Source organism: Croceitalea sp. W27 (assembly GCF_055693185.1).
In genome coordinates, this window is the sequence record NZ_CM146327.1 from 2,681,330 (window position 1) to 2,706,564 (window position 25,235).

General features: G+C 39.2%; 8 protein-coding genes. 1 reads left to right on the forward strand and 7 read right to left on the reverse strand.

Annotated elements, in window-relative coordinates; translation table 11 throughout:
• Positions 1 to 17 precede the first annotated feature (17 nt).
• From ACZ1GR_RS12160 to ACZ1GR_RS12190, 7 genes are all read right to left on the reverse strand, one after another.
• The gene (locus ACZ1GR_RS12160) at positions 18 to 5,615 is read right to left on the reverse strand and encodes a T9SS type A sorting domain-containing protein (protein ID WP_472609232.1); all 5,598 of its coding nucleotides are present in this window, start codon (positions 5,613 to 5,615) and stop codon (positions 18 to 20) included.
• Between the two features lie 3 nt (positions 5,616 to 5,618).
• Complete coding sequence (locus tag ACZ1GR_RS12165; RefSeq protein WP_472609233.1) at positions 5,619 to 7,745, reverse strand: hypothetical protein; 2,127 nt, start codon at positions 7,743 to 7,745, stop codon at positions 5,619 to 5,621.
• A 12-nt stretch (positions 7,746 to 7,757) separates the two neighbouring features.
• A complete protein-coding gene (locus ACZ1GR_RS12170; protein ID WP_472609234.1) occupies positions 7,758 to 12,656 on the reverse strand; it encodes a hypothetical protein in 4,899 nt (1,632 codons plus the stop codon).
• Position 12,657: 1 nt separating this feature from the next.
• Positions 12,658 to 18,270, reverse strand: a complete 5,613-nt coding sequence (locus tag ACZ1GR_RS12175) for a fibronectin type III domain-containing protein (RefSeq protein ID WP_472609235.1) — start codon at positions 18,268 to 18,270, stop codon at positions 12,658 to 12,660.
• 9 nt (positions 18,271 to 18,279) lie between these two features.
• The gene (locus tag ACZ1GR_RS12180) at positions 18,280 to 20,697 is read right to left on the reverse strand and encodes a TonB-dependent receptor (protein WP_472609236.1); all 2,418 of its coding nucleotides are present in this window, start codon (positions 20,695 to 20,697) and stop codon (positions 18,280 to 18,282) included.
• A 593-nt stretch (positions 20,698 to 21,290) separates the two neighbouring features.
• A complete protein-coding gene (locus ACZ1GR_RS12185) occupies positions 21,291 to 21,686 on the reverse strand; it encodes a BfmA/BtgA family mobilization protein (RefSeq protein ID WP_472609237.1) in 396 nt (131 codons plus the stop codon).
• Positions 21,687 to 22,001: 315 nt separating this feature from the next.
• Positions 22,002 to 23,258: a site-specific integrase gene (locus ACZ1GR_RS12190; RefSeq protein ID WP_472609238.1), complete on the reverse strand. Its 1,257-nt coding sequence runs from the start codon at positions 23,256 to 23,258 to the stop codon at positions 22,002 to 22,004.
• A 446-nt stretch (positions 23,259 to 23,704) separates the two neighbouring features.
• Here ACZ1GR_RS12190 and ACZ1GR_RS12195 point away from each other — a divergent pair, with 446 nt between their 5' ends.
• Entirely contained in the window at positions 23,705 to 24,958 is a 1,254-nt protein-coding gene (locus tag ACZ1GR_RS12195; RefSeq protein ID WP_472609239.1) for a tyrosine-type recombinase/integrase, read from the forward strand.
• Positions 24,959 to 25,235: the final 277 nt, after the last annotated feature.

A 25,235-nucleotide genomic window follows, 5' to 3' on the forward strand; every position in this document is an offset into this window, starting at 1 on the left:
CAGTACTTAATCATTATCTATCGTTTTATAACTTTTTGCAACCTGGTACCATAGGGAGTTTCCAATAACACAGCATAGACCCCAGTTGGCATTGCAGAAATGTCAAACGGAATTGAATAACTGCTCTCACCCCGTTCTTTAGCAGATGCTATCAATGTATTGTTGGCAAAACTGAATATTTTAATACTGATGTTTGTTCGCTCCGAAAGCTTTACATCTGCTGTAAATCTACCATCACTTGGGTTTGGATATAAAATAAAATCTTCTAAATAATTACTATTACTAGCGTTGTTAGATCCTGTAAGAGTGCCGTCATGCTCAACTATTAGTATCTTCTTGAATTGACTCGCTGTACATAAGCCCAATGTGGTAATGACACCTATTTCATATTCTCCAGGTTCAGAAAATGTTACTTCTAACTCATCTCTATCCTGTTTAAGGATCGTGGCTTCGTTGGGCAGGATCCACTCTAAAGTGTCTGGAAGTGGATAGCTAATATCCACAGCAATTACAGATTCATCTACGAATGCTTGACTAGACATGGCAAACTCAGCACTGATTTCATCTTCAATAACATCTATGGCAATCGTACCCGTGGTTGTGCAACCATTTGGATTGCTGACAATGACGGTGTAAGTGCCGCTTTGATTCAAATCGACAACAGGAGAATCACTTGTAAAGCCTGTATTGGAAGACCACTCATATGTAATATCCGCACCCTCTACTGTCGCATCCAAAGTCAATATTTGTTCTTTACAAAGAACTTGGTCCTCACCCAAGTCGACTTCCAAGGGCGTTGGGTCCTCAATTACATAAGTTCTCATTTCTGGCCCACTGGCGAATCCTGTAACCGTTACGGAATAGCTTCCGGCTCCAAGACCAAAAATACTTTCTGTAGTTTCGCCTGTACTCCACAAATAAGAAAAAGTGCCATTACCCCTGTTCACCTCCAAAACAATGTTACCATCTGAACCTCCAAAACAAGTGGGTGGTGTTACTATACTATCGATGATATCAGGTTGCGTAATCACAAAAGTCTCTGTTAGGGTACATCCGTTGTCATCTGTAACATTCAACTGATACTCTCCCGCAAAAAGATTGGATAGACTTTTTTGAGTACCTAGTAAACCATTATCTGCAAGACGGATCCATTCCATAGTGTAATCACCACTACCACCAAAAATATCCAAGTCAATAGCTCCATCATTACCTTCATATGCTGATACATTGGTTATTGTGATATTATCCAATCTTAATGCCTCTAGAGGTTCTTGTATCACTACACTGGTCTCTAAGAAGCACCCATTGCTATCAACCACTTCAACGGCATATTCACCGGCAACAATATTTTCTAAGTCTTCTGTTGTTTCTCCATTGCCCCAAAAATAGTTGTAAGGCGGTGTTCCTCCTTGAACCGTAATATCTATAGCGCCAGTAGCTTCGCCAATACAAAGAATATCTGTTGTATTCGCTATCTGCACTGTTAAAAGCGGTGGCTGTTGCAAAAGTACTGGGCTAGAATCCATGACCACACCATTGGCGTCAGTAGCGCGGATAAAATACTGACCTGCAGTCAAATCTCCTAGAATGTCACTGGTCTCGCCCAATAGAATATTGTTTCCATCAGTGATTTGAAACCATTCGTAGGTATAGGGCTGAATACCTCCCTGTACATTTGCGATAATTTCACCAAAATCATCTCCAAAGCAATCCAGTGATACCGTCACTTGGGCGGAGACTATCAATTGTCCAGGTTCCGTGATAACAAAATCTTGGGTCAACGTGCAGCCATCAGTATCATTACTTTGGTTGGCATCCCTCACGATTACTGTGTAATTACCTGCTACCAAACCGGAAATATCATCTGTCGTAGCCGAAAAACCCGTATCTGAAAACCATTCATAGGTATAGGGTGAAGTACCACCTGCTGCAGTAATGGCTATCGCTCCGTCATTAGAGCCCGCAGCAGTAAGATTGGTCTGTTGGTCAACAATCAGTATCAACTCTGCAGGTTCATTTACAAAAACATCATTTAGCAATGTAAATTCACAGTCATTTGCATCACGTACTACTACAGTATAAAATCCCTCTGTAAGGTTTTGAAATGTATTTGAAGCCTGAAAAGCAGAACCTTCTAAAGAATATAAATAGGGTGCTGTACCTCCCACTGCATTGATTTGTATAGCACCATCGCTACCACCAAAGCATGACACTTCTGAGGCCACTGCGGATGCTGAAAGGGAATCAGTAGGTTCGCCTACGAAGATGTCTTGAACCACGGGAGTATTTTGGGAAGCGTCCTCAACTATTACCGTATATGTGCCAGCTACAAGGTTCGACAGGATATTTGAATTAGCATTTTGGATGATATTTCCATCAAATTCCCAAGTGTAAGTGAATGGAGGGTTCCCTGTAACGGCAACAGAAATAGATCCAGTGGCTTCACCCTTGCAATCCACATCAATAACATCAACAGTATCGATTGATAAAGGTCCAGGTTCCGTTACCGTAAAATTTTGAATGAAATAGCAACCACTGGCATCGGTGCTGTGACGTGTATCCCTGATTTCAAGAGTATATAATCCTGCCTCCAATCCTGAAATATCTTCAAGATTTGAGGTGAAAACTCCAGGGCCAGACCATGTTATGGCATAGGGAGCCGTTCCACCATTTATAGAAATTTCTATAGAACCGTCACTTCCGCTCGAAGAAGAAACATTAACAAGGTTATTTAGATTCACCTGAATCTGATTTGGCTCAGAGATGTTTGCCCCGATGTCATAAACACAACCGTTGTCATCTTCTATACTGATGCTGTAATTTGCAGGTGCAAGACCTGTAAACGTATTACTCGTTTGAAATGCACCTCCATTCAATGAATAACTATAAGGGGCTGTACCGCCCGTAGCATTTACCGTTATTACCCCATCGTTACCTCCAAAACAAGAGACATCAATCAGTGTGGTAGAAGCAAAAAGTGGAGTACTAGGTTCTACCAAAGTAAATGAATCATTTACTTCAGGAGTTGCGCTGGCATCTGTAAGCCTGAGTGTATATGTTCCGGCGGTCAGATTGGAAATAGTGGCGCTGTTGGGTGCCGAAAAAGTAGGTTCGCCTTGTTTCTCCCATATAAAATTGAAAGGGGGCGTACCGGTTACTACAGCATTCAAACTACCCGTTGACTCACCAAAACAGGAAATATCGGTCCCCGAAAGGTCTGTGATGGCCAATGGTCCGGGTTCTAAAATTTCTATGGGATTGGTCAAGCTGCCGGTACAACCATTGGTATCGGTTAAAACTAGATTATAATTTCCTGCGGGCAAGTTGATCAAGCGGGTTTGGGTAGAACCTGCTGGCGGCGTGAACGCAGTTCCATTTCTCGTCCATGAAGTGGATGATATTCCAGAATTATTAATCACATTTATTTCAAGAACACCTGCCGTACCACCATTTATAGTGTTGTCTACATGCGAAGCAGTAATCTCCGTTATCTGTATGGCATCTGAGGGTTCATTGATGGTCAACGTGGTGCCAAAAACAACTTCACAATTATTTGCATCGCGAATTAACAGTGGGTAATTCCCTGGGGCATTCACAGGTATGTTGAATGAGTTTCCACTCGCGGAAGTAAAATTACCAGAATTTGAGATGCGATAACGATAAGGCGCAGTTCCTCCATTTACAGTAACGGCTATTGTACCATCATTTCCTCCAAAACAACTTATATCACCAGGAGTTGCGTTGGCAATCGTTAGCGCTGTCGGTTGAGTGAGACTAAGTGATTCACTAGCTCTAGCAGCTGGAACTGTTATCGGAGCTGCGGAAGAAGATACTGTAAGCGTATACGTACCCTGTTCAAGATTATTGCGAACAAAAGTAGAATTTGTAGAGCCACTTTCCAATACTATACCATTTCTAGACCATTCAAAATTATAGGGAGGCGTACCCCCTGCTATCGTGGCAGTAATCTGTCCGTCGGCATCTCCAAAACAACTTATTGGTTGGGTCACTTGCATTGTATTTATTGTAGGGACAGGAAAAGCGTTAAGAGAAATTGTACTGTTAAAATTTGCGATACAGCCAGTACCGTCTGTAACCGAAACTGTATAGGTGCCTTCAGGAAGCCCTGCAATAACTCCAGAACTAGCTGCTGATGACAAATTTCGGGATACAGGCCCGCTTACCTGATATGTAAAATTTGGTGCCCCCCCAGAGATATTTATACGAATTTCGCCATCATTAGCACCAGGATAGCTTACTTGCTGATTCACAGAAGCTGATGTGATGGTTATCCCATTAGTGATTTGGTCAATAGTAACAGAGACCGTACCGGGGCTTGTACAAAAACCACCTCCATTTAAAACCAATCGGCTTTTAAAACTATTTGTACTTCCTTGTGGAAGGTTTCCGAAAACAGGGGAGTCTTGCCAAGCTCCTCCATTATTGGAGTATTGATAAGTACCCCCTTGCAAATCTTGCCCCCCAGAAGCAGTCAATGTTACTTGGCCTAATTCACCAATACATTCAGGTTGGTCAACACTGTTCAAACTGACCGTCACCTCACTGGGGCGATTAATTGTAAAAGTCCCCGTTTCTCCAGTTGTAGTTGGGGTGTCATCTCCAGAACCCGGTCCATTCAGGATGAAAGTTTGGTAGGTAACCGTATAATCCCCTGGCTCCAGACCACTTGGCCATGTGTATGTATTGCCCGCTCCAAAACTATTGGCGCTGACATCATCTTCGGGTATGACAAACCCTTCTGGGGTGACCCCGCTCAATGTTGCTCGAAACTCTTCACCGGACTCCAATGCCCTGTCAAATGTTAATTGCACTCCACCGTCATTACTGTCAAAACAAGAAGCATCAGTTGTTTGAATATTATCAATATTGGGGGCACAAGGAATGAACGCAAATGTCAATACATCAGAATATTCAAATGGTGCTGCATTGTTGTACCGAACCCGTATTCGAACATTTTGATTTGTTGCCAGCCCTGGAAAAGAGCTTAAGTTTATTCCAAAACTGGAATTTCTAGGGCTATAGCTTAGAAAGTTTGTCCAAGCGTCGCTACCTATTTGATATTCTACTGCGTAAGATGTACTTCCACAGACATCTCGGGCAATCGATATCGAACCTCCGCTACACTCTGGCAATATATTCGTTGAAGCATTATAATTGTTGACATCCGCCAAAGATTCAATTAAATATACATTGAACCTACTCAAGTAAAGTCGGTTATCTGGCACTAGATTACTTCCATTAGGGCCAATGCCTGTAGTTACTTCACAAAAATCAAAAAATCTATTCGTAGAAGAAAAGTTTTGGGTTAATCGCCTATTTATACCCGCATAAACTTTTGTAGTTGATATGATTTCGTCCCTAAAAATAAAAGCGGTCTCAACAGGGCAAACCCTAGCATTACCACTTATGATATTTGGCCCTGAAGTATCCCCTTGAGAATCACCCAACGATGCGGCATATGTAAATGCTTGACCACCATCACAAAATATGAACTCTCCTTGATAATCAATCTTATACTTGAACTGTGCATTGGTGTACCACCCCGAAAGGACTAAAAAAATGGAAAATATAAAAACGTTAGTTGACCTTTTCATAGCTTAATAGGTTACCTTAATTTTCTTTAATTGGGACTGAGTACCATCTTTGGTTACTGATTGGATAGCATATATGTATTCAGTACTCACTACTAAATCGGAATCTGTAAAAGATTTTTTATCTCCTTCAATGGTCTTGTACAATGTTAAGGGAGCATTGCCCTCAGCCCTATAAATAAGAAATTCTGAAATAGCTGAAATATCACTGCGCCACGTCAAAAGTATTCTGCGATTATCCCTATCGACAACACTATTGAATTTGGTTATCGTTTCGGCATATAGTTTTTTGGGTGTTGTAAGGATTACTTGGCTGGCAGGGTTACTTTCCAATCCAGTTTCATCTATCGCCACTAGGGTGTATGCATAAGGATTGCCCGTTTCAATATCCAAATCAAGATATTCCACGGCCCCGTTTTCAACAGGTATTTCCGTTAACTGCTCCCAATCTTTTCCTTCATTGGCCAAATTTTTACGATAAATGATATGTTTAGAAACATCATCGCTAGAACTGTTGATCCAATTTATCTTAACCCCTCTTTCTGTGTTTTCATAATTAGAGATTACAGGTGGCGAAGGTGGAATCAAATCCGGTTTTTGTAAAACCAAAGCTTCTGAAAAATCAGAGGTATTGTAACGTTGGTCTTCTGCAATTATCTTGTAGTATATTTTAGAATTCATGTTATTTAGCGGAATTGTGTCCTTATACTGATTGGGTCGCACCAATGAAAGTGTGATTTGATTAAACTCAGCTTTAGGGTTGTTGGAACGGAAAACGCGATATCCAGCTAAATCAGGTTCCGAATTTCCTTTCCATGAGAGATTTACGACTCCAGTTGTATCAATTTGACCTGCCAGTTCAACCGGAGGAGCAGGTGGGGTAGAATCCAAAGGTTGTACTATAGCGGGGAATGATGGTTTTTCAGCACCATTTTTTCCTATTGCCACCACCGAGAAATAGTTGATGCGCTTTAAACCGGTAAAGGTGGCCGTTCGGGAATTAGCCGAAATATTGGACAGTACAGTTTCATAAGGTCCCTCTGCCTTGTTGGCCCTTTTCAATTTAAATCCAATAATCTCAGAATTACCTTCCTCTGCAAATTCCCACTCTAGCTCAACCGTATTTTCATCGGGCATTCTCTTTCTGAGAATGTGCGGCGTATAATCGAGCGAAGCCAAACCCATACCCGATTCAACTTGCGAAGGAGGCCCTGTTTCACCAAAAGGAGTGATACCCTTTACACGATAGTAAAATGTTTTGTTATTGGGAATACTGTCATTATAAAATAGGGAAACTTGCTCATTTTCCTCTGAATTTTGTGCATTGAAGATAGGCTGTCCGTTCACTTTCTGAAAGGAGTTACCATCCGTTGACTTTTCCAAAATATAACTGCTGTAGGTTTTTTGCAGCAAATTAAAGTTCCAGTTCAGTAACACGTTGCCATCAGCAAATATGCTCGCAAAGCCCAAAGGCTGGGGTAAAGATTCAGCAAAATCAGTACTGGCATAAATGCTCGCTTCTTTAATGGTGTACTTACTGCCCTCAGGTAGATTTACAAATATTGTATAAAGGTATTTTTCCCCTGATATTACAGAAGTGTCTTCATAGGCCCAACCTGCCAATTTTGCCGCTTCAAAGTTTTGCTCCGCGGCAACCAATGCAAAGGTGAAGCGTTGTTCTAAGGCCTCGTTTACCGCAAAGATATTATCGGCACTACCGAAAGTGTCCACATCAAAATCTTCACCATAAATAGCCTGTGCAATCACAGCGGCATAGTCATCCGATGTTGCCAAGGCCTCCCACTCCTCAAGAGGTCTAGGTCTAAGTGGTGACTGTGTAATCATAGTGCTTTCTACGGGTAGTACAGCCGCTCCATTTCTTGAAATTGTGTGCCTTTCTATCATATAACCATGCTCATTCCCTCTTTTCCATGCCAACGGTTGGTCTGCTGCCCATCGTAATAGTATCTTCTCAGGATTCGATTTTGCAAGTACCTGTATAGATGCGGTTTCTTGACCGTACCCCTTCGTTGATAAAGCTCCGATAAATAGAATTATAGTCACCAATACAAGAGGTGAAAATCTATCTAGAATTTTTTTAGTTTTTGGTATGTACACTGTAGAGCCTTTCATTTATTATGTCGATTAATTATCGTTTATAAATTTTATTTCATGTTTGCTCGAATGTACATCGCCTGGAGTACTGTAAATCAGATAAGTTCTATAACTATCTTGAGGTAGGGCTGGAAATTGCCCCTCAATAAGATACTTATAGCGTTCGTACATTGCTTGGTTCGGATTTCCGTTCACATACCTGTTCACAATGCTGTACTGTAAATGTAAAAAGTCAGCTTTGTAGTAAAACGGCAGATTGTACATCAATGGATACCTTTGGGTCACATAGGGAGATGTGGGCTCCTCCACCAAATAAAAACTATACCAATTGGGAACATCAAGTCCCCTTATCGGTGGCACTCCCAAAATAGTCTCTTGTCTATTTACGGTAATGTTTCCATCCAACGGATAGTTTTCATAATTTAAAGGGTATATCTGTCTTTTGTAATAATTGTCTCTAAGAATTGCCTCACCATGAATTATAGGTTTGTTTCCAGTAAACTTGGTACCCAACACTTCTGGCACATCAAAATTTTCATACTGCTGCATTTTTAAATGTATGCTATGTATATCTGCTGTAATGATTTCGGTGATATTGTCGGTAATTGCAAGCGAACGCATTTTATCTTTAAAAGAACTGTGCTTACTTGTAGCAAAACCAAAATTTAACAGTGATTTGGGTGATGCATTCGCAATCACTACACTAGATGCCTTTTTATTGGCTACTGTAACACTACCTGAGGATGTTTCAGTGGTGGTATTCCCTGAGTTTGGGTCGTACCAACTGGTATCGCCAGGTTCTTCATCAAAAGAAGTGGTTTCTTCAACTACAACTACTTCAGCTGGTGATGTATCTTCTGGCGGAAAGGCCATAATATCAATTTCAATAGTAGTGGAAAGTCCCATTTCAGTCAAATCGTAGCTGAGCGTTCTACTGGCTTGGTCATATCGTAAATTGGTACGAGTACCTACCCCATTTTCAACCGTTTGTGCCCTGATGGTATAGCCTCCGTTAAAAAGGTAGCTCTGTCCCCGCTCTAATTTTACATATCCTTTGTTATATTCTTGTGGGTACAGATTTTTTTGATCTTTTACAGGATACATATAGGCAATATTGTGGAGTGGAATATGATCAGGAGCCAAATCGGTCGTGAATTGGGTGTCTCGCTTTTCTATTGCGGGCTTACCGTCTTGATTGACGACCTGCCAATTACCGCCCACTTTTTCTTCAAAGGTCACTTCTACCAATGCTGTAACCTGCTTTTTTGAGGGAAGCACCTCATCTGGCACAAAGGTCACCGCATCGTTGTCTTGGTTCCATTCCAATCGCCCTGGTATGGACTGCCCTTCACAGGTCAATTCAAAAGTCTTAAGGTTTATCTTAAAAGTCTCCAAACCTTCGGAAGTATCAATGCTGAAAGGTTGGCCTACGGCATAGTTGAATACTGCTTGGGGTGCTGTGAATACATCCACTTCATCGGAACCATCCAATGGTGTCAGGTCAGAAATAATCGGTACTTCGGTAAACGGATTAATATCAATCATTTCACATTCGTCGCCAAAACTCACTTTCAAACGCAACCTACCTTTTACCAGACCACCCAGTACACTGAAATACATGCCCACGTAACCTTTGAAGTATGTTGGATTTGGAAATTGCCCCTGTAACAAGGCCGCTATACCAGCTTCACCAATTTTGATTTTCTTTTTAATGAACAGTAATTTTACGCGTACGCCAAATTCGCCATAAAGCCATGCGTAAACATTACCGGAGGAGTACCAGCCATTATTTCCTACTGGCCCGGACCTTCCTTTACAACGGGCATCAGGATATAGACGGTGCATTACATCAAAACCGGCACCCACCTCCAATGTGGCATAAAATATATAGTACTGAAAACTCTTTCTGAGTGCAAAACTGAGTCCGAAAGCAAAACCACTGCCCTTACTCAACTCATTGGGCCTTCTATTGCTATCCAATATATCATCTCCCAAAATCTGAAGAACACGCGGGTGTGGGGCCAATTGGGTTGGCAACATATTACCGGTCATAAAATACCCTCCAACTTCTAGCTCAACCTCGCTTCCGATACTGAATACCAAGCCCAACCGGTCCGTGGGCGATCCTACGTGTAGGTACCATTCATCAGGACTGGTATGTAGCGTGGCAAAACCAGCTTTATTGTTTGGGCCTGCCCCCCGCAATCCCTGTGTAGAGAGGTAAAGTTCAAATGTACCATGGAACGTGCTTGTCGTAAAATCTTTTTCTATACCGAGATACACCCCAATTTTACCTGAGGATGCAACTTCGCGAAGTGGAATATACTCCTTGGCTGTTTCCAAGAAATCACCATTGCGCAGTGCAATCTGGTAAAGTAGGGGATTATCTTTTTTCCATTTATCAATGGCCTCTTGAAGTTCTTTAAGTTTTTCCTCTGAGTAATCTTCTTGGTCTTGAGCCGTCATAAAAGCTCCTTCACCTGAAAAACCAATGCGGTTCAGCCCTCCATTAGTATTATAAACCATCTCTAGTACCGCTCTTCCGCGAAATGTAGTTTTTCGCTGCACACCTATGCTAACACCAGCCCTAATACCCATTCCTATTTCATAATCTGGGGTGTAGGTAGATCCAGTGGGGGTCCAAACACTATTGGCATCTGTGCGACGCATATGATTGGAAAGCCCACCCATAAACGAATCAATAAGAAACTTACCGTCACCGCCCTTGGTTTTTTTCTGCCAAGCATCTACGAACCAATAACGGAAGGTTTCCGGTTGTTCCGAAGTAATCTTTTTTGACCCAAAAAATCCTTTACCGCCAACTTCTAAATTCAATTTTTCTATCGTTGCCGTTATATCACCGCCAAAACCATCTCCAAATTCGGGGTCATTGTTCTTGATTTCGGCTTCCCCTTTTATATGGACTCCACCACGTTTAAAATCAACACCAATTTTATCTATTGCCACACGGTCAAATTGCCAACTGTGTAGTTTTTGCTCGTCTTTAAGTTTTCCGATTATGTTGAGTGAAGTGGTTGCGCCTTTGCCTAAATCATCTAAGTGCACTGCCATATCAAACTTAAGCCCCACCTCAGTTTTACTGGGCGTAACCATTTGCATTTCAGATATGGTCACTGGAAAGAAAAGCAACTGAAATTCCCCATCAAAACCAAAGTATTTTGCTTGAATGTATGGTTTGTCCGGTTCTGTCTGCAGTTCAAGTTCTTGAAAGGTAATGCCCCTAAAATTGAAACCATCTGCCCGTACTGGTATGCTATCGTTTTTTTTATCGGTTGCGTTCTGATTGAGACCACCTGCCACTGTAAGACTGCCTGATAGATTTGCCGATGGATAGAAATTGTCATTCTTTGATTTAATCGCCACACTGGAGTTTGGCAGTAGTTCCATTTTTCCTAAAAATACAGGGGTATCGTAGGTCAAGGTATCTCCCAAAGCCACTTTGAGACCGTATTCGTTTTCTGCTATCCATCCTTCATAGCCTAATGCCTGTTTCATTATGGGCACCTTGATGTCCCCCGCCAAAGTACCACCTTTGATATTATTTGTAACCAAGGTGATTCCCAAAGAATCGACCGTAAAGCCCCATTTGCCCACGGCACCTTCTCCTTGTTTTAATAGGTTGGTAGCTGAGAAAGCCCCTGAAAGACCAAAACTATCTATGATAAGATTTTGGGCATTGAAACGCACTCGCTCATCACTACCTGTAATTTTTTTAAAGGACTCGGGCAAAAGAATGTCTACCTGCTTGGCGTAGATACCGCGCCAAAGCATTCTATTTTCTGTAGGTATGAGCTGATTATAGGCTTCCGGAAAAACAACATTCTCAGAATTTCGGGTATCACTAAGGTCCAACACCGCATTCTGAACGTTAAAGGCCCATTTTTTGAGTCCGACCATCTCAAAATGAGGCAATGTCACATCTATCAATACATCATTCCAGCCTGAAGTCTGCACAGTGAAATCCGTTTCTACGTAGCAGGTGTTCTGTGCTATTTTTTCACCTTTTTCATTGGTTGTAAAGGGTTCTTTGGATGGGCCACACATATAACTGCCATTCTCATTTAGCGGCAATAAAACGCTCCTGGACACCTTCAGATTTCCATCTAGGCTAATTTCTTTTAGCCCGTTACAGTCTATGGAGAGGTAGCTCTTGCTCATAAAATTTCCGGTTTTTAAGTTGATGCCTCCTTTGAGTGTCAACAACCAATTATCGCCATTAAAGGGAATGGGGAAGTCCCCAAGCAATACCAACTTCGCATCCCCTACAAGTGCTCCCTGACGGGAAAACTTTACCCCTTCTGCTCCAAAGAACAGTGAGCGGTTGCTCTGTGGGATATCCATTTTAGCCCACAGTTTGAGTTCTGCATATTCTGAATGGAACCTAACACTGCTAACCGCAATAACGATTTCATTACCTGAAGAGGGATCCCGTTTTCGTAGACCCACTGGTAGTTGCAACAAATCGTTGCCGGTGAGCACATCGACAAAATTTCCAAATTCTTCTAGTTTTTGAATCAGTTGGTCGGCCCGGGCAATCAACGTATCGGCCTGTGCCTGTTGAAAGTGATCTTCTATGTAAGCTTCATTGAATTCCGGTTCTTGATTTTGTGCATAGTTGAAATGAAAATTCTTGGTTTGGGCAAGTTCTGCATCTAAAACTGGAAAGGAACGGAATTTCCTGTTGGCAACCGTGGTATATTTTTTTAGCCCTAAGGTGTTACTCCCAGTAACTTTGGCCAGGTGTTGGATGCGTTGATCTAATGCCTTTTTCAAAGTATTACCTTTTGCAGGCACACTATCTTTACCTTTAACCGGATCCACAGCGCCAATATCTGGTGCTGCCAAGGCCAACCACTGTGTTAAAAGGAGCAGTAGCGTTATAATATTATGTTGTGGAGTGGGTTTCATTTTAATTTTCTATTTCAAGTTTTCTAACCAAGTCAACCAATCCATCATCGATTTTGGTGCCTATTTTGCTCATTTCTTTAATGGTTATAATAGCATCATTATCTAATACTACATTATTAATTCTTCCGCTCTCTACTTGAAAAGCTGCTTTACCACCCATGTCTTTTGCAACACCAATCAATCTTTTTATTTCTTGTTGAGCTGTTGAAAAAGGAGTGTTCACACTTATTTTGGCATCATGGTACAACACATCGTCCAAATCAATGTCGTTTGAGTTGCTTTTCCTTTTGAAAAAGAGGAAGTCTGGCTCTGGACTCCCAGCATTAGGTACTTTTATCTTAACCTGTTTGGACATTATGGTATATCCAGCATCATAAATGGACAGATAATAATTCTTCAATCCTTGCGGCAAGTCTGCATTCACAATTCCTCGTCTGCTAGTCCAGGCTGCTTCTAGGATAGCTTCAAATTCATTCTCCAAAATTCTACCAAGCTTACTTCCAAATTGACTGTCAGCAAGGATATCACTCATTTTGCTTCCATCCTGTAGGTCTAAATCACCCAAGACTTTTACGAAATTTTCAGGTAAATCAATCGATTGTGAGCCATTCCCTGATATTTTATGGGCACGAGCCAAACCTAGCTTGTAGTACCAAACGGTATGTATTTTAGAAAAATGATTCAATAATATTGTATTCTCGATGATTTCATCAGCTAAGTTTGGATACCTATCAAGAGAACTTTCTAGCTTATTGAGTAAATCATCTGACCAATCATCAATTATGGCCAAAGCCTCATCAGATAACCTACCTATATTGGGAAAAGTTGCCCATTTACCAGTGGCACTGTCGATTATTCTAACATAAATCTGGCCGTTATACTCAACAATATCAACATCTTCATTACTTAGTTTTGTGCCATTGGGTAATGTTATATCAACATCTTTAAATAAACTATTTGTTAGAGGTACTACGTCTTGGGCACTATCTGGCAATTGCTTACGAACTATGAGTCCGTTCTCAGTAAATTCAAACAAGAGCTCATTATCTGGCCCAATGACCTTATTTCCGCTTTGGGCAATCCCTTGAATGTTGTTAACTCTTTTTGCGGCAAGCTGAGTCATAAATTTTAGCTGACTGCCCATTCTTGCCAAATTGTCCAAGATTCTTCCCGTTGCCCTTGCCACATTTGCAGTACCACCAGAAAATACGGCTAAAGCTATTTCGCTTATCACCATAAAAAATAGCTTTGCTTGATTATAGCGGGCGAAATTATCATTTGCCGCTGTGGAACTTACATAAATGTCAAAGGCTCTTTTTATTTCGTTAAATACTTGTTCTCGTAATTCTACATTGGCAGGTGTGGTTAATTCTTTGAGACTTTCTAATATCTCTATGGTTTGGTTTCTGGTATTACGTGGACCGTTAAGATCGGCACAGATTGTATCGTTTAAAATGCTGTCAATTCCAATAAGCCCTTTAAACTCATTTAACCTATTCTGGACACCTTGATATAGGTAAGCTGCATCTTGCTTTAATCCGTTAAAAAAATCGTAAGCCGGTCTTAGATTCTCATTGATAGTTTCGCCAAACTCTTGACCTCGTTCGACCAAATCATTGATTTTGAGGATATCGATAAACTTATCAATCTCCTCCCTTAGACCTTCCGGAATGCTAATAGGATTGACATTTATCAAAATATTAGCAAGAATTGCACCGAGCTCTGCACCTAATCTTGAATACGCATTGATTGTAGTAGCCGGCGTTTCGCATAGTATCAAACGCGGTCCGTATGCATCAGCGAGGGTAGCTGCACCGACAACGAGATCATATAAGTCAACACCTATTTGAATACCCCCATCGGTAATACCAGCCAAAAAAGCAGGGTCAAATGGGGTGTATTTTTGAGTAACCTCAGCATCTTTCCAAAGACAAAGAGGAACGTAATAGTTGTTGTTGTCAAGTCCACTTCCAGTTTGGGTCAAACAGGCATATAAGCTCTGGAAAAATGGGATATACTCAGTGAATTTAGGGAACATGGAATCACCATCTCTGACAATTTTGATTTTAAGAGTTTTATCTGAGATATCACCTTGCTCTTGATTTAGTACCGATCTTAAATAATTGACATCGCCAAAGCTGTTGACATCCAGAGTATGATAGTAATTCGCAACTCTTTGGTTGTCGCCTAAATCAATAAAAACTTCTTGAAATTGGTTGAGTCTAACAAAAATTTCATCTAAAAATTGTGCATCAGCGTCTTCAAGTGTATATTCAATTCGCTTATATAGAAATTTTAAATCTTCATTCTTAAGGCAGTTGAAAATATTTTGAGAGACATTAATTGCCACACTTGTGGTATTGTTTATGGCATTTATCTCAGGACTATTAACACTAAAGCCATTCTTTGGTTCATACTCATCATTAGGTTGACTTGTTCCTTTATTATTTGTACCTACTATTTCTCCAGTATAGGTTGCCTTGTATAATAGGGGTCTAGAACAATCCTCGCTATGATCGGAAAATGCAAAATATACCTCCCTTGGTGACCTCAAGTTAGTGGACAAGGATTCCCTTCTGTAAGGGCTATTGTTCTCTAAAGAGTAGCCCAAAAAATATTTCTCATGATCTGGTGATTCTGGATTTTTATTGACTTTAGCTATAAACCTCCTATTTTCAATAATTTCACTTTCAAGAGTAAAACCTACCAAGAAACCATTTATAAAAGTTATGTCTCGAGCAGATCCTGGAATGGAATAAATTACTCCAGCTGGAGAAACAAAACTCAAAATGTCACTATCAGAGGTATTTGGTATTTTTGAAAGAAGTACGTCATAGTTCACCCCTTCCCAAGGTCTTGCTTCCCCCTCCCCATCATTATCAAAGCCGTAAAAATTTAAACCATCATCGCCCATAGCTTCCCAGTCGCGTATGGCGAGTTCATTTCCGGTTCCATAATCCATCAACCAGTTGGTGCCTTTTCCCGAAGTTCCCGGTTCAAAGGGATGTTTCAACCCAAAAACCCCATGGCCTACTTCGTGGGCCACGACATCGGCAACGGTTCCCTTGCTTTCCAAACCTGTGGTATTCACATTGACTGGAAAAACAAAACCAAACTGTGTGCCCCTTGGCATAAAACCAGCTAGATTATTACCAGGCTGTACATTGTCATCAAAGACAAAAACATAGTATGTGTTCTCCTGATATTGCCCTGAATTTGTTTTGAAATCGTCATAAAAGTTGGTAAAGCTTTGCGGATGTCTGCTCAGCAGACCGCTCTCCGTATATTGCAATTGCGAAGTATTGCCATTAAAGTTAGTGCCATCAATAACGTTCAATTGCGCTCCAGCAGAGTTAAACATTGAGGCCACCCCTGATTTTATCCCAGAAATTGAGGCTCCATTAACCGGTATTAGGGTGACGTTCACCAGGTTCAAAGGCCTTAAATGGTGGATAAAGAAACTAGAAACTACAATTTGATTGTCTTCACTCCCTTTATAGGTTATTACAGCTTCCTCACTTCTATAACCAGCATTGCCCTTTACCGTTATTTTAAGTCGGTTTGGGTTGCCACTTATTGTCTCAGTAGTTACCGCCAAACCACTGCTGACCGTCTTCACAATGAGACTATCCAATGTAAGTGAATTGTCTTTGAATGTGACATCAACAAAAAAGCTGTCGCTATCCCCATTTTTAACGCCTTTATGGATTGGATAGAACGTGCCGCCACTTTTTAACGCTGCATTGGGGTAACTACTTTTTTCATAATCGTTATCCACCTCATCCCAGCCATATTTGGCTGAAGAATCAATCAAATATGTAAAACTTACCAGCGAGTCATCAATAGTTACCACAGCTGGGTCAGCGGCTGTTCCAGCACTACCTTCTTGAATGCCCGAAGTATTATTTGCATTGGGTACACCACCTTCAGCGACTGCGCCAACTTCGTTCACATTTCCGTTCTCATCAATTGAGTAGACGGTGTTATTTCCTGTAACGGTATAGGTATCGCCTTCGTCATAAGGGAAGGTCTCTTCAACAGGGTTGCCGTTCTCATCGGTCCCTGTAACTACAATTTCTCCATCCCTAATTTCAACTTTATCAATATCAAAATTTACTGGCTCCAGAGGTGTGTGGTCTCCTCCGTTAACAATATCGCCAACATCATCAATAAAATCCCAAGGATCGATAATAGCGCCCAGATTAGGGTCATACATCGTGATAACGTTGCCTTGTGCCAGCTCTTTCTTTTGGTTGATAAAGATGTTGGTGAATTCAACAGCTACTTTAATACTTTTTAAATAAGGAATAGTTACGTAGCCTTTACCATTAAAATAACCATTGCTGCCGTTGGCTTCCGTTACCGTTACCGGAAAATCTCCTGCTGTGAACTTTTCACCTACTGAAAGGCTTTCTAAAGGAACTTGGTTGCTTACGTCAATATTTGGAGCTATGCCGCATTCATAGGTACTGTCATCATCATCAAAAAGATTGGTTCGAAATGTTGCAATTGTCGAATAGTCACTTTCGGAAAGCACGCATTTTTTTGACAGCTGATATTCGTATTCGGTACCCGGTTTTAAGTCCCAGAGCGTGACCATTTCAGCAGTGGTCTTAGAGTAAAACCATTCACCACTTACACCTTTCTGACGATACCGTACACTATATTCTGAAGGGTCCTGCGAAAAGTCCGTCCATAATATATTGGCATTTGTCGCTCCCTTTACCTCATGTGTAATTGTAGAAGGCAGTTCACAACGTGAAGTGCTGCCAAAAACGTAAATCTCACTAAACCCCTGGTTGTTAAAAACCCCTACTTCTTCTGCACCCTGCATAGCCCTTGCTTGAACGCGCCAAGCGTAATTTTTGTCTGGAAGAAGTAATGGGTCCGATGGACCGTATACATATGTAGTTGCTGTGGTAACTGTGGTAAAGAATGGCGGACTGCTTAAAAATGCCGCTTGATGGTCAATCTGATTATCCCAAATCTCAACGATACTTAACTCGTATTCTACATTGGATACGTTTATATGTCTAGGAGTCCATTGAAAGACAATATTCTGGGGGTTAATTTGCTCAACGATTGCTTTATTCTGGGGGCTTACCAAAATCGGGGGGTCGTTCTGAAATACAACTGTACTTACACAAGATTTCGTACTTAAACGATTGCCTGTAAGCAGATCGAAGACCTCAAAACAAAACTGATAAGAACCTTCTGGAATTGGTCGTCCGTAAACATTAGGCGATATGCCAACAATGTTTTCAAATCGAAAATAGGGAGCAAGGTCAGCACTGTTCAAAATCAGGGGTATCCCCCCTTCTATAAATAGTGGTGCTGCCCCGTTGACAATTGTATTGCTTTGAAAAGAAATTCCATTCCCTTCAAAAGAAGCCTGTAAACGTACTTCCCGGCTCTGTATCGTTAAATCGTTTAATGTAATTTGAACTCGCAACGGCCCACTTATAGCATTGCCGTCTGCATAATTGGAGAAATAAACCGGTGTTGGGGGAATGGCCCGTGGTATCACCTGAACAGGAAAAGACTGTCCAAAAGCAGGAACGATTCCTAAAAGAATCAGTACAAGAATTATTAACAAGAGCGGGGATTTTCTCATGTGGTTGGTTTAGTTCTTGTTTATGTACCTCAGCTCAAAGGTATCAGGATTTACTATATCAGTGGATAATCTATAGTGATAATCGATGAACTGTATCTCTAAAAATAATCTTAATTCATCGAGATTGCGGCTTTTTTCATACATCTGGTATGATTTTATCGATGTATTTCGTTTAAAATCCTGCAGATACCCCTTAGCGTCTTGAATATCAATCAATTCAACATAGTTGCTAAATTGTTTTTCCATCCATCGATGTCCAACTAATTTCTGTAAACGATCATTTACGACTTTTTTCAATCTGTCATATCCTTTCTGACTTCTTTTATCACCCTCTGTATAATCTTCAATTTTTTTATTATGCAATGGATGTTTATCGAGCTCGGTCTTTTTATCTACAAACAATGTTTCGAGCTTTATGTCAATTCGTTTCATATCAGCCCTTATTTTTTCTACTACTTCATAGAGTATTTCATCATAAATCTTAATAAAATCTCCATAACTGTATAGTTTATCCAAAAATTCTATTGCTTCTTGCCTGTAATTTGCTTCCCGTCTTTGCTCTTTGACCAATGCAAGATTTATCTTTAGTTCATCTTTCTTGTAAGGGGGTATATCGTTAAATTTTGGGCTTCCATATACATTGGTCAGTTGGGTGTTCAATTCTGGAATCGTTCCCCTATAGGTTACTCCTCTATGTTTGAAGCCAAAAACGTCTCTATTCTGACCTGGTATGTTTTCTCTTTTCTTGAACTTTAGCTTTAAATTGTCAAATGTGTAGCTGTATCCAAAAGTGATTGTAAAATCTTGATTAGCTCCCGTTTGGGAATTTCTAAATAGAGAGAGTACGTTCAAGTTCAAATTATGTTGCTCAAAAATTGTATAACTGGCACCCAATCTAAAATTGTACACATTGTTCTGTTGGTCGCCATTGTTGAATGAGGTGTTATACGAGGTCGAAAAGTTGGTCCGTAAGGTTTTATCAAAAAATTGTTTGCCAACGGATAGTGTTGGTCCTAAAATAAGATTGGTATCCTCCATTCCAATTTCATTAAGAGAAGCATTACCTGCAAGTGAGATGTTCAATGCTTCTTTTGGATAATTCCAGGTGTAGGATGCTATACCATTATAAAAATTGCTGAGACCTCCATCAATCGTTTCTCCTTCTTGCTGGTTGTTGGAATTTTGATAAATCAAATTAATGCTGGCTGTTTGCTGCTTTGTTTCTGATTTTTTGGTGATATAATTTATACCAAGATTGGCGTTTTGCGATATCTGTCTATAATTTAAAGTATCCACATTATCAAATGCCCCTACCTGATTAATGAAATCAAATTGATCCTGAATATTTGTAAAGGACTGAAAGTTTGAATATGAACCATTGATTCCCAAACGTTCAGAAGCTGTATAGTTTAAGTTTACGGAACTTAAGATACGCTGCAAATCAGACGACTTTGTTTTGTCAAGATTGTCTTGCTGTAAACCTGCATTCACAGTTACAGCCAATTTGTTGTCAAAAATGTTTTGACTTGCATTGATAGTGATGTTTTCAAAATCATTATTAAAAAAATATGCCCCCAAGGTTCTGTAGTCTGGATCAATACGCTCATAGGCAACACCCAATACACCGTTACCAGCTGGATAGTTTAGCGAAACATTAAAAGCATTGAAATAATTGGTAGATATGTTTTCATCTAAAAGGAAACCAAGTAAACCATTTTCGGGTCTGGAATCGCTGAGTCTGGTATCTTCTGTTAATCCTGAAATGGCATATTCAATTCTAAATCTAGCTTTGTTCAAAACGGTAAATTCCGTTTCAAAAGATACCACGGCATTGTCATTCGGACTAAAATTGGAATTTAGTGGAATTGGGTTTTCCAAGGATTCTTCATCATCAGTTGCTTTAAAAAGAATAAGACCTAATTTTACTTTTTCAAATACATAGGAAGTTTTTAAACCGTACCCGATTCGTCTGAAGGCCAATGGGGCTTCGGGAATTTCAGGATTAAATTCAGTTGCTCTCAAAAATCGCCCATACATAGCACTTATCTGAAAAGGTCCTTCGGGTGTTAAATCAATTCCTACTCCAGTAAACTGATGTCCTGAAAGGGTATAGGGAGAAAATGTCATGTTAACGTCACCGATGTGCGCAGCAATCCATTTATAAGACGGATTAAGACTCAGTCTATTGAATTGAAATGGATTTGCAAAATTAAAATCTTGGTTGGAGTATGTAAATGATAACGGGATGTTGTAAAGTCCAGCAATATTAAAATTAAGATTTCCGTTCAAAAAATAGGTGAAAGATTGCCTATTGGCAGTGCCATCATAAAAAACAGCGTTTGCAGCAATTCCACCATTATAACGAATCAATTTTTCTTTATTTACTTTATCAAAATTGATGCTTTGGCAAATACCTGTATAGGTCATTGTTATAAATATCCCTATTATCAGGGAAATTTTGTAGTTAATGGACTGCAGCTTAGTTTATTTTGGATTTACTATTTTAATTATTTAACGGTCAATATTTCAATTTTTGTTGTGTATTACATCGAAGATGTTGTTAATTATTTCTTATCGATAGTAGGGCATAAAACTCTTGAATGATAAAAGAATTCTTTAACATAATATTATTCTAATTTTTGAGGGTTTAGGCTACCTGTCTGATTTATAAATACATTAAGAATACATGCCAATTTAAAATCTAAATAGATATCAAGTTTTCAATTTAAATGGCTCGTTAAAATTTATTGCAAATTACTTTAAACATTCAATATTTGAATTATTAATAATTAAATCCGTCTAACTAAGGTTAAACAGATAATCGAAATTACCATTGTCAATTTTTAGCATTAGAATTCATAAAGGAAAATCGGCGTATTATTTTAATGCAGATACTCAGATTCAACATCCACCAATTCTTTTAGTTTTTAAAGCGAGCGAAACTAGGTTTCGCGCTGCAAGTGTCCCAAAACTTACCAAACTAATACTACTGAGCGAGGCATAAATTAAAGTCAATCTATTTACTCTTCTTTCCACTGCCTTATACCATCATCCAGAGTATCAGATTTTCTATTTTTCTCAATCAGTAATGGCTTCTTCCTTTTTTCTTCCGTACCTGCTCCTTCGAAAAGGGCTTGCAGAATCGAAAGGGTCGGTAGGGTTTGGGTTCGCTCAACATTTTTAATAATGGAAATGACTGCGTTTATCCGTTTGAGCAACTTGCTTTCCAGTTTTCTCAAATCCGTACAGATTTCATTGTCGGGTTCAATATCATTCTGCTTGAAAAAGAATAGCATTCGCTCCAAGGTCATTGTTTGTGATTGTGAGCGGACTTTACAAAACCTTCTAAAATCCTTCGCCACGGACTCCTTAATCCTTTGGGTGACAAAAGGCTCATTTTGGTACTCCTTATCCATTTTTTACTAATTTTTAAATTGATTTTCAATATGTTACAAGCGTGATTACTAAAAATTGGATTTTGAACAATTCTTAGAACACCGTAAATCACTGAAAGTCAAATCAGTAAAAAAACATAACATCGCGGAGCGTGTTATCCTCTTGCTTCTCTTTCATTCTTTTGCGGAGCAAAACAATTTAGAGAACATTGCCACATAATTTTTATAAGTAGGTTGCGCCCTATGGAATTTCTTATTCACGCTTTTCTTTTTGAACGCTAAAGAAATTCCACAGGAACCATGCGCAAAAGTTAAGGGTAAGGATTTGGGACAAATTCATTTTTTAATAGAATCCCCCTCCTCAGAAATTGGGACATCCTCCATTTTTATTTTGTCTTTCAATCGGTCCATTTCCTCAGCTATTTTACTATCTAAAACCTTTGCATAAATCTGGGTGGTCTTTAAGGAACGATGCCCCAACATTTTACTTACCGTTGAAATCGAAACTCCGTTAGCAAGGGTAACCGTAGTTGCAAAAGTATGTCGAGCTAAATGGGTGGTAAGGTGTTTATTAATACCGCATACATCCGCAATCTCTTTCAAATAGGCATTCGATTTTTGGTTGGTCAGTACAGGTAGAACTCCTTTCCCATCCAAAACGTAGCGGTGTTCGTTATACTTCTCGATAATCTCTTCTGCCGGAGAGAGCAAGGGTATACTACTGATGGCCTTGGTCTTTTTTCTTGGCATTTTAATCCATCTATCCCCATTTACTCCGATAATAATATGCTCTTTTTTTAATTGTTGTACATCCGCATAGGCCAAACCCGTATAGCAGCAGAAAACAAAAATATCTCTCACCAAATCGAGACGAGGTAAAAAGGATTTCTTTTCTCTGAGCGTATCCAGTTCCAATTGGGTCAAGTATTGCTTCTCCTTTGTTTTCCATGAAGCTTTCCAATGAAAGAACGGGTCTTTGGTTATCCATTCATTTGCTAGAGCAATCCGCATAATTTTTTTGAAGTTCACCACATACTTAATCGCGGTATTATGGTCACAGTTTCTTTGCGACTTCAAAAAAAATTCCAATCCTGTGATAAACTTATGGTCAACTCGGCGCACGGGAATATCGTTTCTATGATAGTTTGTTTGGATGTGACCAGATACGTGCTTATAGGCTGCTTTATAGCGCTGCAACGTCCCTCTGGTAAATCCTTTACCTACCAGACTTTCCATTTCATCATTATGCTCTTGGAAGATTTCCAGAACCATATATTCTTTACCTGCTTTCCCGAGATATATATTCTTGATAATAGTGGCTGAAATATCTTCCTTTTCTTTAAGTAACGAATCATAAATATCGTAAAGCCTATTCTTGACATTATCCAGAAATCGATTGAAATTGGATACTTCTGTAGTAGTTCCCCTTAGTTTTCCTCCCCTTGAATCCCATCGTTGCTCATCAATACGGCGACCTAGACTGAATTCGCTGCGCCTACCATTAATAGTCACACGAGCATAAATCATTGATTTTCCCTCGCTATCGGTTTCCCTTTTCTTAGGGTAAAATAAGACGTTTATCTTTCCATACATAGGTGACACTTTTAAATGCTCACCAGAAGGTACGAAAAACAAATGTTAAAATTTCTCTGTAAAGTTTTCTTTAACAGTGAATTACATCGATTCTGGTGAGCATTTTTTGAGGGCTAAAAGAGGCACCGAATTAGTCACCTTTTATATGGTTTTAGATGGTGTTTTTTGACATTAAACAAAATAAAAAAGCCTATAAATCATTGATTTACAGGCTTTTTGAAAAATTTTGAACAATTTCTAGCGGTCTGGACGGGACTCGAACCCGCGACCCCCTGCGTGACAGGCATTTTTTTAGGTATTTCCTAAACTCAAAATATTGCTTTAACATATTGAATTTCAATGTTTTAATAGAAGTTGATGTCATTTGAATTTATTTGATATCAACAAAAAGTCTGCAAAAAGTCTGCATTTTTTTTTCGTAACTTAAAGAAAACAAACGAGAAAAAATGGCAAAAGTTAGCTTGGTTTTGGACACTAGGGAAAACTCTAGGAAATCTGATGGGACTTATCCAATATCCCTAAATGTATATCATAAAAAAACCAGATTTATTGCTCTTGGATATTCAACCTCTATTTTGGGATGGGATGATTCCAATTGCAAACTTCGCAAATCAGTCGCTTGTAACAAAGGTCTTCGTTGTGATGAAATCAATCAAGAATTGGATGATAAACTGTATCAAGCAAAAAAGTTATTGAGAGAACTTGGCAAAAGTATTAATCTTATAACTGTTAGTGATCTCGTTGACCTTCTTAAAGATAATTGGGATGATAGTATCAAATCTGAAATTAAAAAGAAAGTAGAGAATAATATTTCTCTGCAAGAATGGGGCAAAGTTTTGATTGAAAGAAAAGAAAATGCGGATGACCCAGGAACTGCCGCATGGTATGCCAATGGAATTACAGCTTTAGAAAACTATCAAGATGCTACTACCATCAAGCTATATGAGATAACCTTGACCTATTTAAAAAATTTCGAAGCCCATCACTTGGGAAAGGGTAATACCAAAAATACAATCAGCATCTATTTGAGAGCTATTAGGGCCATTTATAACTCGGCAATTGAAGAAGATCAATTTGTGCCATTAAAGAACCCTTTTGATAGTTACAAAATCCCGAAAGTAAAAAGAACAAAAAAAAGGGCGAGGACTAAAGAAAATATTAATAGCATCAGGGATTTAAAATACCCAAAAGATTCTATTCTTTGGCATGCCAAGAATTATGCATTAATAATGTTTAACTGTAGAGGAATGAACTTTATAGACCTAGTCCAATTAAAAGTCAAGAATGTTACGGAATTTCATCTTCATTACACAAGAAGTAAATCAGATAAGCAATTCATCATAAAAATTACTGATGAATTAAGAGAAATTTTAAATTTTTACATCATCAATAAAGAACCTAATGATTATTTGTTTCCAACAAACTACGATGGAAGCACCAAGCACTATCAAAAATATAAATCCCAAAGACGAAGAATGAATGAAAGGCTAAATACAATAGCCAAAGATGCAGGTATTGAAGGGAATTTTACAACTTATCATATTCGGCACTCATGGGCGACAATTGCCAAATATATGGGCGTATCGACTGAGTTGATTAGTGAGTCATTCGGACATGGCTCTTTGAGAACAACCCAAATCTATTTAAAAGATTTTGAGAATGAAATGCTTGATAAGGTAAATGCAATGGTTGTTTCATGAATATTCATTAAAAAAATTTTGGAGAAATGAAAAGCTAATTACATATAGGAAGTTTTGGTAAAAGAAATTTTTAAAATCATAAGAAATACAGCTCTTTAACTGAATCTCATACTTTATCTTTCATATATAATACAGAATCAATTGAACCCATATTTACTTCAAAGTATTTAGACTAGTACATGTCAAAGAACTATGTTAACAAACATTTTTTTGATGTTAATTCTCTAAATTTTTTAAAAAATAAGAATTGTACTACAAAATGAGTCGATTTATCAGT

Coding starts and splice junctions, on each gene's coding strand:
- ACZ1GR_RS12160 (WP_472609232.1), bottom strand. CDS start 5,615: ATGAAAAGGTCAACTAACGTTTTTATATTTTCCATTTTTTTAGTCCTT.
- ACZ1GR_RS12165 (WP_472609233.1), bottom strand. CDS start 7,745: ATGAAAGGCTCTACAGTGTACATACCAAAAACTAAAAAAATTCTAGAT.
- ACZ1GR_RS12170 (WP_472609234.1), bottom strand. CDS start 12,656: ATGAAACCCACTCCACAACATAATATTATAACGCTACTGCTCCTTTTA.
- ACZ1GR_RS12175 (WP_472609235.1), bottom strand. CDS start 18,270: ATGAGAAAATCCCCGCTCTTGTTAATAATTCTTGTACTGATTCTTTTA.
- ACZ1GR_RS12180 (WP_472609236.1), bottom strand. CDS start 20,697: ATGACCTATACAGGTATTTGCCAAAGCATCAATTTTGATAAAGTAAAT.
- ACZ1GR_RS12185 (WP_472609237.1), bottom strand. CDS start 21,686: ATGGATAAGGAGTACCAAAATGAGCCTTTTGTCACCCAAAGGATTAAG.
- ACZ1GR_RS12190 (WP_472609238.1), bottom strand. CDS start 23,258: ATGTATGGAAAGATAAACGTCTTATTTTACCCTAAGAAAAGGGAAACC.
- ACZ1GR_RS12195 (WP_472609239.1), top strand. CDS start 23,705: ATGGCAAAAGTTAGCTTGGTTTTGGACACTAGGGAAAACTCTAGGAAA.